The following is a 12,213-nucleotide window of genomic DNA, read 5'->3' on the forward strand; positions in this document are numbered from 1 at the left end:
GGCAAGATTATCCCTTTGGGCCAAGCCCTAACTAAAACAGGATTACTCATGTCCTTTGCTTCCCTCGGTCTCTCCGAGGCTTTAGTCCGCGCCATCGAGGCAGCGGGCTATACCGAGCCTACTCCGGTGCAACAGCGGGCCATTCCCGCCGTGTTGCAAGGTCGCGACCTGATGGTTGCGGCTCAGACAGGTACTGGTAAAACCGGCGGCTTCGCCCTCCCGATTCTGGAGCGGTTGTTCCCCAACGGTCACCCGGACAAATCCCAGCGTCACGGCCCGCGCCAACCACGCGTACTGGTTCTGACCCCTACCCGCGAACTCGCCGCCCAAGTGCACGACAGCTTCAAGCTGTATGCCCGCGACTTGAAGTTCGTCAGCGCCTGCATCTTCGGCGGCGTCGGCATGAACCCACAGGTTCAGGCCATGTCCCGTGGTGTTGACGTGCTGGTGGCATGCCCTGGTCGCTTGCTCGACCTGTGCGGCCAAGGCAGCGTCGATTTGTCCCACGTGGAAATCCTCGTGCTGGACGAAGCCGACCGCATGCTCGACATGGGCTTTGTCCATGACGTGAAAAAAGTCCTCGCCCGCCTGCCGGCCAAACGTCAGAACCTGCTGTTCTCGGCAACGTTCTCCCAAGACATCACCGCCCTGGCCGGCAAGCTGCTGCACAACCCGGAGCGCATCGAAGTCACGCCGCCGAACACCACGGTCGAGCGTATCGAGCAACGCGTCTTCCGCTTGGCCGCCAGCCACAAGCGCTCGCTGCTGGCCCACCTGATCACCCACGGTGCGTGGGAGCAGGTGCTGGTGTTCACCCGTACCAAACACGGCGCCAACCGCCTGGCTGAATACCTGGACAAGCACGGCCTCACCGCCGTCGCCATCCACGGGAACAAGAGCCAGAACGCGCGCACCAAAGCCCTGGCTGACTTCAAGGCTGGCAGCGTACGCATCCTAGTAGCGACCGATATCGCCGCACGCGGCCTGGATATCGACCAGTTGCCACACGTGGTCAACTTCGAGCTGCCAAACGTCGATGAAGACTATGTGCACCGTATCGGCCGTACTGGCCGTGCCGGTCGTTCGGGTGAAGCCATTTCCCTGGTTGCACCGGACGAAGAAAAACTGCTGAAAAGCATCGAGCGCATGACCAAGCAGAAAATCGCCGACGGCGACCTGATGGGCTTTGATGCCAGCGCTGTAGAGGCCGAAAAGCCTGAAGTCCGCGAACGTCCTGACGTGCGTAACCCACGCAACCCACGCGGTCCGAAGGGCGATGGCCCGAACGGCGGCGGTGGTGGCGGCGGTCGTCGCGACAAAGGCAAAGACAAAGGCGGCAAGGAAAAAGCGCCAACCAACGGCCGTGGCGAACGCCCAGCCCGCGAGCAGAAGCCTCGTGAAGGTACCCCAGCCCGTGAACAGCGTCAGCCGAGCCAACCGCCGCGCGCTGCAGCCGACCGTGCCCCGGACGAGTTCCTCGACGACGACGTGGATAACTTCGGTAACCGCGTCGACTACGTGCCACAGGCCAAACCGGCCCAAGGCCGTGGCCGTCGTCCAGGTGCTCCAGCACAGGGCGCGGGCGCAGGCACTGGCGCACCCCGTGGCGGCCAGCCACAGGGCGCGCGCCAGAACGGTCCGCGCAACAGCAGCGGCGGCACCACCGGCACCCCGCCTGCCAAACGCAGCGGCCCGCGTAGCGGTGCACCGCGAGACGGCCAGGCCCGCCGCGAAGATTCGCGCAGCAACAACCGCCGCCCAGCCCGTGACGACCAGCCTCGTTCGTCCGAGCCAGCCGTGCAAAACCCGCGCGGTGGCCCAGCGCCGAAGATCATCCACAAGGAGTCGAAAGCTGACCGCTTCCCGACACCTGAGCAGTTGGATCAACTGCCAGGCCGTCCTCGTGGTGAAAAACCAGCGCTGCTGACTCGCAACCGCTGAGTTTCAAAGCTCCATAAAAAATGCCCCGCCTCTTTCGAGACGGGGCATTTTTTTGGACTCAACAAAAACGAATGAGCCCTGCTGTGGGCAGAAATTACTTCTGCTTAACACCTTCCAGCGAGATGTCCAGGTTAACAGTCTGCGAAGACGGGCCTGGGCCTTTGATGCCGAAGTCGTTCAGGTCCAGCGTAGTGGTGGCGTTGAAGCCCGCACGCTCGCCGCCCCATGGATCCTTGCCTTCACCGTTGAAGGTAGCCTTGAAGGTCACAGGCTTGGTCACGCCGTGGAACGTCAGGTCGCCGGTCACGTCAGCAGTTTTTTCGCCGGTGGATTTAACAGCGGTAGATACGAACTTGGCGTCAGCAAACTTGGCAACGTCCAGGAAATCCTTGCTGGCGATGTGCTTGTCACGCTCAGCGTGGTTGGACCACAGGCTGGCGGTTTTCACGTCGACGGCGATTTTGCTGGCCTCAGGCTTGGCGGAATCCCAGCTGAACGTACCATCCCAGTCCTTGAAGGTACCGTGGATGAAGCTGTAGCCCAGGTGGCTGATTTTCCAGTCGATGAAGGCGTGTTGGCCTTCCTTGTCGATTTTGTAGTCAGCGGCCATCACCTGACCTGCAGACAGCAGCGCTGTACCGATTGCCAGAGCGGCGAGGGTCTTCTTCAACATGCTTTATATTCCTTGTGAGTCGAGGTTGAACATCAGGCTTTGCGCCCCAGCATTCGCGTGAGGGTCGCATCACGATCGATAAAGTGGTGTTTCAACGCAGCCACGCCGTGCAAGCCGGCGAAAACCACGAGCACCCAGGCCAGGTACAAATGCACCAAGCCCGCGTTGTCTGCCTGGTCCGGTAGACCGGAAACCACGGCAGGAATTTCAAACAGGCCAAACACCGGGATACCGACACCATCAGCGGTGGAAATCAGGTATCCGGCAATCATCACGGCAAACAGCCCGAGATAAAGGAACGCGTGGCCGAACGCGGCACCGATGCGGGTCAAGCGGCTGTAACTGGCCAACGGCGGTGGTGGCGGGCTGATCAGGCGCCAGACGATACGCACCAGCATGATGGCGAACAGCGTGATGCCAATGCTCTTGTGCAGGTCCGGCGCGTCTTTGCGCCAGGCGCTGTAGTAGTCGAGCCCAACCATCCACAAACCCAGGGCGAACAGACCGAACACAACCAGGGCCACACCCCAGTGCAAAATCATACTGACCCAGCCATAACGGGCCGGTGAGTTACGTAGCTGCATGTACTTAATCCCGTAAGAGCTGCGCCCAAGACTAGCGATTTACCTATCGAATTAAAGCGGAAAATTTTGCTTTGAAATATCGAGAAATACGATCTAGAGCGTATGCACAATAAGTTAACCAAGGATTAAGGACTATCCCTAACAAACGTGACAGTCCGTCCCGCGTTTACTCCGAATTCCCCACAATGGCTTGTGACCCAGGCCTCCATTGCATAGGCTTGCGCGATTGTTTCGCCTGCGCCGCTCGCAGGACCGCTTCGAGGAGATCACCGATGGGCTTGAACAACCAGTGGATGCAACGCGACCTCGCCGTGCTGTGGCATCCCTGCACCCAGATGAAAGACCACCAGCAGCTGCCGCTGATCCCGATCAAGCGCGGGGAAGGCGTCTGGCTGGAAGACTTCGAAGGCAAGCGCTACCTCGACGCTGTCAGCTCCTGGTGGGTCAACGTGTTCGGCCACGCCAACCCACGCATCAACCAACGCATCAAGGACCAGGTCGACCAACTGGAACACGTGATCCTCGCCGGCTTCAGCCACCAGCCGGTGATCGAACTGTCCGAACGCCTGGTCGCGATGACCCCCGAAGGCCTGACCCGCTGCTTCTATGCCGATAACGGTTCGTCGTGCATCGAAGTTGCGCTGAAGATGAGCTTCCACTATTGGCTCAACCGCGGTTTGCCGAACAAAAAGCGCTTCGTCACCCTGACCAACAGTTACCACGGCGAAACCATCGCCGCGATGTCAGTGGGCGACGTGCCGCTGTTTACCGAAACCTACAAGGCGCTGCTGCTCGACACCATTAAGGTGCCAAGCCCGGACTGCTACCTGCGCCCCGAGGGCATGAGCTGGGAAGAGCACTCGCGCACTATGTTCCTGGCCATGGAACAGACCCTGGCCGACAACCATGACACCGTCGCCGCCGTGATCGTCGAGCCGCTGATCCAGGGCGCTGGCGGCATGCGCATGTACCACCCGGTGTATCTGAAGCTGCTGCGCGACGCCTGCGACCGCTACGGCGTGCACCTGATCCACGACGAAATCGCCGTGGGCTTCGGCCGTACCGGCACGATGTTCGCCTGTGAACAGGCCGGCATCCGTCCGGACTTCCTGTGCTTGTCCAAGGCCCTCACCGGCGGTTACCTGCCGTTGGCGGCGGTGGTCACCACAGATGATGTCTACGACGCCTTCTACGACGACTACCCGACCCTGCGCGCGTTCCTGCATTCCCATAGCTACACCGGCAACCCGCTGGCGTGCGCGGCGGCCCTGGCGACCCTGGATATATTCGAAGAAGACAACGTCATCGAAAACAACAAGGCCCTGGCCCAGCGTATGGCAACCGCCACTGCCCACCTGGTCGATCATCCCCATGTGTCGGAAGTGCGCCAGACCGGCATGGTATTGGCCATCGAAATGGTCCAGGACAAGGCCACCAAAACCGCCTATCCGTGGCAGGAGCGCCGTGGTTTGAAGGTGTTCGAGCATGCCCTGGAACGTGGTGCGCTGCTGCGGCCATTGGGCAGCGTGGTGTATTTCCTGCCGCCGTATGTGATTACGCCGGAGCAGATCGACTTCCTCGCCACCGTTGCCAGCGAAGGCATCGATATCGCGACCAATAGCAAGGTCAGCGTCGCCGTGCCAAAAGACTTCCACCCAGGCTTTCGCGACCCGGGCTGATGGTTCCTACCTAAATTCTTCAGAGAACAGACATGAGACTGTCCCGCTTTTTCACCGACACCCCGCTGAGCCTCGGTGACCATGAACTGCCAGAAGCCCAGGCGCATTACATCAGCCGAGTGCTACGCATGGTCGAGGGCGACGCCGTGCAATTGTTCGACGGCTCCGGCCTGGAGTTTCGCGGCACATTGCTGGAGGTCGGGAAAAAACGCGTCACCGTACAACTCACCGAAAGCTTCACGGGCCAGACCGAATCGCCGCTGCACATCCACCTTGGCCAGGGCCTGTCCCGGGGCGAGCGCATGGATTGGGCAATCCAGAAAGCCACTGAACTGGGGGTCAACGAAATCACCCCGATTTTCAGCGACCGCTGCGAAGTGCGACTCAAGGACGAACGCGCTGACAAACGCCTGCTGCACTGGCGCCAGGTGGCGATCAGTGCGTGCGAGCAATGCGGGCGTTCGACGGTGCCGGTGATTCACCCACCGCTGTTGCTGGCGGACTGGCTGAAGCAGGTCGAGGCGGATCTGAAGCTGGTGCTGCACCCGGTGGCAGAGCCGATGGTCAGCCATGCCAAGCCTGCGAGCCTGGCGTTTCTGATCGGGCCGGAAGGCGGGTTGACTGACAATGAAGTCGACACCGCCCAAGCGGCCGGCTTCCATGCCGCCCGTCTCGGCCCACGGGTGCTACGTACCGAGACCGCGCCAGTGGTAGCGCTGGCCGTCGCCCAACAACTCTGGGGCGACTTCTAGCCCACAGCTGCAAAAACGATCGTAATGCGGGAGGGACTTGCTCCCTCCCACATTTAGATTCGGTTACCCCTTCTTACTCCACCGGATCACTCACCGGCTTGGCAATAATCGCCTTCAACTCGCTGGTCATCGGGAATTCCAGGTTCAAGCCCTTGGGCGGAATCGGCTGTTCAAACCAGCGCTGGTAAATCCCGTTGATCTCCCCCGAGCGGTACAGGTCGCCGAGGGTCTCGTTGACCACCGCAAGAAACTGCGGATCGTCCTTGCGCACCATGCAGCTGTAGATCTCCCGCGACTGCTCCTCGCCCACCACCACCCATTTGTGCGGGTCCTTGGCTTTGGCGCGTTCGCCGTAGAGGAGCGCGTCGTCCATATAAAACGCCACGGCGCGGCCCGTCTCCAGCATCTTGAACGCTTCGCCATGATCCTTTGCGCTGATCACGAACATATTGGTTTTGTGCTCGGCGTTGTAGCTCTTGAGAAAACGTTCGTTGGTGGTGCCGGCGGTGGTCACTACGTTCTTGCCGGCAAGGTCGGTGAATCCTTTGATGCCGCTGTCTTTAGCCGTCAGCAACTGGCCTTTCACATAAATAAACCCATAGGAAAATGCCACCTGTTTCTGGCGCTCAGCGGTCACTCCGGTGGAACCGCATTCCAAGTCAACGGTGCCGTTCTGCACCAGCGGAATTCGCGTCTGGGACGTCACGAGGTTGTACTTCACCTTGAGGTCGGCCACTCCGGTTTTCTGCTGGATGCGCTCGACAATCTTGCTCGACAGGTCCACCGAATAACCCATGGGTTTGCCGCTGTGATCCCCCACATAGGAAAACGGCACCGACGCATCGCGATAGCCCAGGGTGATGGACTTGGCGTTGGCGATCTTGCTCAACGTGCCGTTCAGCGCCGGTTCATTTGCCTGAACCTGAGCCCCAAACAACAGCCCCACGGTACAACCGGTCAACAGGATTTTTTTCATTGTTCTACTCCGTTGGTTATTTACGTACAGCGATGACACTGATTTCCACCAACACACTCGGTCGCGCCAGCTCCGCCTGCAGGGTGGTTCGCGTGGGCGCCATCCCCGGCGACAGCCACGCCGACCACACCTCGTTCATCGGCGCAAAACCGGTGCCGATGTCTTTGAGGTAAATGGTCGCATTGAGCAGATGGTCCTTGTCGCTGCCCGCCTGGGCCAGCAACCCGTCGATTTTGGCCAGCACTTCGCGGGTTTGTGTCGCGACATCCTGACCGTCGCCCGGTACCTGACCCGACAAGAACACCAAGTCCTTGAAAGTCACGGCACCAGAAAGACGCTCGTTACTGCTGATTCGATTGATGGTCATGGTTACATCCTCAAGCGGCGCGGGGCGTCAGGCCCTGCATATCAATGGAAAGGGCGTGCCGACCGATCAGCTCGGCCAACAGTTGGCCGCTGCCGCATGCCAGGGTAAACCCCAGGGCGCCATGGCCCAGGTTCAGCCACAGGTTGCGATAAACGCTGGCGCCAATCAGCGGCACACCGGTAGGCGTGGCCGGGCGCATGCCGGCCCATTCGACCGCACGGGCATAGTCGCCGCCCAGAGGGAACGTCTCGACCGCCTGGCGCTTGATCAGGGCCAGACGCTTGGGCTCCAGGCCCGCGTCGAAACCGACGATATCCACCATCGCCGCCACCCGCAGTTGTTCGCCGATGCGCGCGTAGACGATCTTGCGGTCGTAGTCGGTGATGCTCACATTCGGCGCCTGGTGCTGCGGGCCAATCGGCACGCTCAGGCTGTAGCCCTTCAGCGGATACAGCGGCAGCGAAAGCCCCGGCAACCCCAACTCGGCGCTGCGATACCCCGCGGCCAATACCAGGTGCTGGACCGGCATCACTTCATCCGCCAATTCGATGGCTTGTACCGCGCCGTCCGCGTGACGAATCCCGGTCACCTTGCGCCCCAGCAAAAATCGGCAGCGCCCAGAGGCCTCAAGCCGCGCCGCCAATCGTTGGCAGAACGCGTGACAGTCCGCGACTTCCTCGTTCGGCGTGTAGATGCCGCCGACAAACCCATCGCCCGCCAGCGCAGGCTCCAGCCGCGCGCAATCGGCGGCGGACCATACCTGCTGCTGCAAAATATCCGTGACCTTGCTGCGCGCATGCGCGAATGAACGGCTATCGCGGAAAGTCACCAGCTTGCCATTGCGCCGCCAGTCGAAACCGTCCAGGTGGTCATCCTCGCGCCATTGCTGCAACGTGCGTTGGCTCAAGGAGGCCAAGCGCAGCAGGTGCTCCGCATTACGCTTATTCACCGAACCTCGGCATGCGCCGATAAACGCCGCCATCCAACGCCATTGCTGGGGATCGAGGCGTGGGCGCAATTTCAACGGAGAGTCACCGCGCACCAGCCAGCCCAGCGCTTGCAGCGGCACTCCGGCATCAGCCAACGGCGCGACATAGCGGTAGGACAGTTGCCCGCCGTTGGCGAAACTGGTTTCGCTGCCCAGTCGGTCGCGAGCGTCGATTACCGTCACTTCATGGCCGGCACGCACCAGCGCATACGCACTTGCCAAGCCAATGACTCCACCGCCAATGATGCAAACCTGCCTGGCCATCCCCGCCCCCTCGCCATCGATTAAGTAGGCTCAAGCGTAGGGGCAGGTGACAGGCCGCCGACAATGAATAAAGATGGCTCACCTATAAACAAAGGTTATGGACTTGCCATGCGCCTGCGTCATATCGAAATCTTCCAGGCAATCCGCCAGACCGGCTCCGTCAGCGCCGCCGCGCAATTGCTGCACGTGTCGCAGCCGGCGGTAACCAAAGTGTTGCAGCACGCAGAGCTGCAACTGGGCTTCCCACTGTTCCTGCGCGTACGCGGCAAGTTGCAGCCCACGCCGGAAGCACTGGCGCTGGAGAGTGAAGTGGAGAAAGTCACCGCGAGCCTGCAAGGGGTGCGGCGTCTGGCCAAGAGCTTGCGTCGTGCGCCGGGGCAAAGTGTGCGCATCGGCGCAACCCCCGCGCTGGCGCTGTCGCTGCTGCCGCCGGCGATTCTGGATTGGAAGCGCGATTACCCGGACATGGCCTGTGAACTGTCCAGCGACCACAGCCGCGAACTGGTGCAAAAGTTGTTGATGCGCGAGATTGATCTGGCGCTGACGCTCAACTTCTCCGGCCATCCAGGGCTGACCACCCAGGTGTTGGCCAACGGTGTGCTGGTGGCGTTGGCGTCCAAAGGCTATTGGCCGGAGACTGAGCTGCATCAGCCCCTGCCATTGGCCGACTTGGCGGGCGCGCCGCTGATTGGCCTGTCCAGCGCCGACCCGCTGGCGGCAAAACTCGACAGCTACCTGGAGAATGTCGACCCTGCGCCCCGGGTGACGATCTCGGTGCAAACCTATTCGCTGGCGCGCGCGATGGTGGAGTCCGGCGCGGGGTTAACGGTGATCGACCCGTTCACCGCGCTGGGCGCCTCGACGGACACCACTTGCATCCGCACGCTCACCCCGCCGCTGCCGATCACCCTGTATGCCCTGACCCGCGCCGACGGACCGCCGCCGCATATGCTGGCCAATCTGTTGGAGATCTTGGGTAAGCGGTCATGCGAGTTGTTGGGACGCCTCTAAAGACATCGCCCCTCTCACATTCAAAGCACGTAATGCATGATCGCCACAAAGTGCAGCAGGCTGCCGCCGATCACAAACAGATGCCAGATCCCATGGGAATGCCGCAGGCGGTCCTCCAGGGCAAAAAAGATAATGCCCACGGTGTACAACACCCCGCCCGCCGCCAGCCAGGTAAACCCCGCCGTCCCCAGCGCGGCGATCAGCGGCTTGACTGCCACCAGCACGATCCAACCCATCACCGCATAAATCACAATGGACAGGATGCGCGCCTCAGAGCGCGGCTTGATCTCTTGCAGGATGCCAATCACCGCCAGCCCCCACACGATGCCGAACAGCGTCCAGCCCCACGGGCCGCGCAGGGTCACCAGGCAAAACGGCGTGTAGCTGCCGGCGATCAACAGGTAGATCGAAAAGTGATCGACCTTCTGCATGATCTCTTTTCGCCGACCTTGCACGCTGTGGTACACGGTCGACGCGCTGTACAGCACCATCAGCGTAAAGCCATAAATCGCCACGCTGACGATCTTCCAGGGGCTGCCATCCAGGCTCGCCACCACCAACATCCACACAGCGCCAATACACGCCGCGACTGCACCGAGCAAATGGCTCCAGGCGTTGAATCGTTCCCCGTGGTACATGTGTCACCGACCTCCTGTAACCGTTAACAGCTGGCGGCAAGCCTCCCGCCTTGGGCATAAGAGTGCAAGCGTCGCATGACGTTCCGGCGACGCCGCGCGGTTTTGCGGGCACAATCGACGGCATTCGAACAAGAGCCCACGGCCATGCTGATCGACGAAGAATTCACCCTCAAAAAGCTGGAAATCTTCCTGGCGTTCATGCGCACCGGCAACCTGGCCCGTGCCGCTGCCGAACTGCAAACCAGCAATGTCAGCGTGCACCGCGCCATCCACTCGCTGGAAAATGCACTGCGCTGCCCGCTGTTCAAACACGAGGGCCGCAACCTCACCCCGCTGGAAAGCGCCTACGTCCTCGAAGAACGCGCACAGAAACTGGTGGCCGATGTGGTCGACAGCGTGCGCCTGACCCGCGAAGCCGCCGGCTTCTCGGCCGAGCGCTTCAAGTTGGGCTCGCTGTATTCGCTGACGGTCAAGACCGTGCCGCAACTGATCATGGGCCTGAAGATTCGTCGCAGCGAGCTCAATATCGACCTGATCCTGGGCTCCAACTTCGACCTGCTCTACAAGCTCAAGAACATGGAAGTGGACGCGATCCTGATCTCCCTCGATGAACAGGCCAACGACCCCGACTGCGAGCAGATCGCGCTGTTCTCCGACGACATCTTCCTCGCCACTCCAGCGGATTCACCCTTCGACCGTGATCACGAAATCGACCTGGCCGACGTGCGCGACGCGACCTTCATCACCCTCACCCAAGGCTTCGCCACCCACCAGGATGGCAACCGAGTGTTCAAGCAAGCGGGGTTCGAGCCGAAGGTGGCGATGCAGGTCAATGACATCTTCACGCTGTTGAGCATGGTCAGCTCAGGCGTGGGCTATGCGTTGTTGCCGGGACGGATTGCGGCGGTGTATGAAAACCGCGTGAAGCTGATACCGCTGCAAGCCAGGTATCGGTTGCAGCAGCAGATTGGCGTGGTGTTTCTGAAAGCCAAGGAACGTGACCCAAATTTGCTGGCGTTGTTGGCGGAGTGTCGGATGTACGCCAATCGGCAGGCTTGAGATAGCCATCGGGGGCAAGCCCCCTCCCACACTTGAATGTGTTCGCAATTCAAAATGTGGGAGCGGGCTTGCCCCCGATGAGGCCCAACCAGACAACACAACTTCCGAAGCTAGCCAACCAACCCACGCACAATGAAGTACAGCAGCGAAGGCCCAAGCAAACACCCAAGCCCGGTGTGGAACGTGGCCGTCAATGCACCATAAGGCACCAACCGTCGGTCCGTTGCCGCCAGCCCAGCCGTCACGCCGCTCACGGTGCCGGCCAAGCCACCAAACACCATCGCCGAACGCGGGTTATCCAAGCCCATCCAACGCGCCGCCACCGGTGTACCGACCATCACCAGGATCGCCTTGATCAACCCGGTCGCAATGGACAGCGCCATCACATCCGAGGTCGCGCCAATCGCCGCACCGGTCACCGGGCCGACGATGTAGGTCACGGCACCCGCGCCGATGGTGGTCATGCTGATCGCGTCGCGATAGCCAAACACCCAGGCCATGCTGGCGCCGACGATAAACGGCAGGATCGTGCCCAGCAGCAGCGCAATCACACCGATCATCCCGGCCTTGCGCGCTTCGGTGGCTTGCACCTCAAACGCCGTGGCAACGATGGCGAAGTCGCGCAGCATCGCGCCGCCCATGAGGCCGATACCGGAGAACAGCGCCAGGTCCGCCAGGCCTTTTTGCCCGCCGGTAATGGTGCCGCCGACCCAGGCCAGGATCAGGCCGATGACGATGGCAATCGCCGAGCCATGGATACGCCCGAACGTCAGGCGCTTGGACAGCACCACAGAAATCCACATCACCACGCCAACAAAGGCAAACGCGGTGATCAGGCCGTTATGTTCCAAACCTTTTTCGATGAGGTCCCACATATCAGCGACCTCCCGCAGGCACGATCAACGGCTCTTCGGCGGGCAGAGGCTCGCCCTTGTGGGTACGGCTGATCAAGGCAATGGTGCAACCACAGACCACCACCGAACCAATGGCCGCCAGCACCGCGACCGGGCCGCCGTGCAAGGCGGTCACGACGTTTTGTTGCGCGGCCATCGCCACCACCACGGGGATATACATCGCGCCCCAAAAGCCGACGCCCATCTCGCATTCCTTGGTCATGCCGCCGCGTTTTTGCATCCACAGGCGGGCGCAGATCAGCAGGATCATGGCGATGCCCACCCCGCCCACGTTGGATTTGACGCCAAGCAACACGCCGAGCATGTCGCCCATGATCACACCTGCAAGCGTGCAGATCGCCAGCAATGCCACACCGTAAATAATCAT

Annotated in this window: 13 protein-coding genes; 5 read left to right on the forward strand and 8 right to left on the reverse strand. The window is 61.2% G+C overall.

Features of this window, described 5'->3' with window-relative positions; translation table 11 throughout:
- Window positions 1-48: 48 nt before the first annotated feature.
- A complete protein-coding gene (locus AOA61_RS09895; RefSeq protein ID WP_032884076.1) occupies window positions 49-1,941 on the forward strand; it encodes a DEAD/DEAH box helicase in 1,893 nt (630 codons plus the stop codon).
- Window positions 1,942-2,035: 94 nt separating this feature from the next.
- On the opposite strand, the gene AOA61_RS09900 is transcribed toward AOA61_RS09895, so the two are convergent.
- Window positions 2,036-2,614 (reverse strand): YceI family protein, encoded by a 579-nt coding sequence (locus tag AOA61_RS09900; protein WP_099601681.1) that lies wholly within the window; start codon window positions 2,612-2,614, stop codon window positions 2,036-2,038.
- 32 nt (window positions 2,615-2,646) lie between these two features.
- A complete protein-coding gene (locus AOA61_RS09905; protein ID WP_032884081.1) occupies window positions 2,647-3,198 on the reverse strand; it encodes a cytochrome b in 552 nt (183 codons plus the stop codon).
- A 272-nt stretch (window positions 3,199-3,470) separates the two neighbouring features.
- On the opposite strand from AOA61_RS09905, the gene AOA61_RS09910 reads away from it, so the two are divergent.
- On the forward strand, window positions 3,471-4,877 hold the full coding sequence (locus AOA61_RS09910) for an adenosylmethionine--8-amino-7-oxononanoate transaminase (RefSeq protein WP_099601682.1): 1,407 nt from the start codon (window positions 3,471-3,473) through the stop codon (window positions 4,875-4,877).
- Window positions 4,878-4,909: 32 nt separating this feature from the next.
- Window positions 4,910-5,629 carry a 16S rRNA (uracil(1498)-N(3))-methyltransferase gene (locus AOA61_RS09915; protein ID WP_032884087.1) on the forward strand — a complete coding sequence of 240 codons (720 nt, stop codon included), beginning with the start codon at window positions 4,910-4,912 and terminating at the stop codon, window positions 5,627-5,629.
- A 73-nt stretch (window positions 5,630-5,702) separates the two neighbouring features.
- Here AOA61_RS09915 and AOA61_RS09920 read toward each other — a convergent pair whose 3' ends face one another.
- From AOA61_RS09920 to AOA61_RS09930, 3 genes are read right to left on the reverse strand one after another with little or no spacing between them, the layout of a single operon-like run.
- Window positions 5,703-6,605: a transporter substrate-binding domain-containing protein gene (locus tag AOA61_RS09920; protein ID WP_095185115.1), complete on the reverse strand. Its 903-nt coding sequence runs from the start codon at window positions 6,603-6,605 to the stop codon at window positions 5,703-5,705.
- Between the two features lie 16 nt (window positions 6,606-6,621).
- A complete protein-coding gene (locus tag AOA61_RS09925; RefSeq protein WP_032884091.1) occupies window positions 6,622-6,972 on the reverse strand; it encodes a RidA family protein in 351 nt (116 codons plus the stop codon).
- A 10-nt stretch (window positions 6,973-6,982) separates the two neighbouring features.
- Entirely contained in the window at window positions 6,983-8,224 is a 1,242-nt protein-coding gene (locus AOA61_RS09930; RefSeq protein ID WP_095185116.1) for a D-amino acid dehydrogenase, read from the reverse strand.
- Between the two features lie 108 nt (window positions 8,225-8,332).
- Here AOA61_RS09930 and AOA61_RS09935 point away from each other — a divergent pair, with 108 nt between their 5' ends.
- Window positions 8,333-9,235, forward strand: coding sequence for a LysR family transcriptional regulator (locus AOA61_RS09935; protein WP_099601683.1), 903 nt, complete (start codon window positions 8,333-8,335; stop codon window positions 9,233-9,235).
- A gap of 20 nt (window positions 9,236-9,255) precedes the next feature.
- On the opposite strand, the gene AOA61_RS09940 is transcribed toward AOA61_RS09935, so the two are convergent.
- Window positions 9,256-9,873, reverse strand: coding sequence for a hemolysin III family protein (locus AOA61_RS09940; RefSeq protein ID WP_032884097.1), 618 nt, complete (start codon window positions 9,871-9,873; stop codon window positions 9,256-9,258).
- A 144-nt stretch (window positions 9,874-10,017) separates the two neighbouring features.
- Here AOA61_RS09940 and AOA61_RS09945 point away from each other — a divergent pair, with 144 nt between their 5' ends.
- The gene (locus AOA61_RS09945; RefSeq protein WP_032884099.1) at window positions 10,018-10,932 is read left to right on the forward strand and encodes a LysR substrate-binding domain-containing protein; all 915 of its coding nucleotides are present in this window, start codon (window positions 10,018-10,020) and stop codon (window positions 10,930-10,932) included.
- 110 nt (window positions 10,933-11,042) lie between these two features.
- On the opposite strand, the gene madM is transcribed toward AOA61_RS09945, so the two are convergent.
- Together madM and madL are read right to left on the reverse strand one after the other, a co-directional pair.
- Window positions 11,043-11,807: a malonate transporter subunit MadM gene (gene madM / locus AOA61_RS09950; RefSeq protein ID WP_032884101.1), complete on the reverse strand. Its 765-nt coding sequence runs from the start codon at window positions 11,805-11,807 to the stop codon at window positions 11,043-11,045.
- A 1-nt stretch (window position 11,808) separates the two neighbouring features.
- On the reverse strand, window positions 11,809-12,213 hold the full coding sequence (madL, locus tag AOA61_RS09955; RefSeq protein WP_027606068.1) for a malonate transporter subunit MadL: 405 nt from the start codon (window positions 12,211-12,213) through the stop codon (window positions 11,809-11,811).

Source organism: Pseudomonas sp. 2995-1, assembly GCF_002742505.1.
GTDB lineage: Bacteria > Pseudomonadota > Gammaproteobacteria > Pseudomonadales > Pseudomonadaceae > Aquipseudomonas > Aquipseudomonas sivasensis.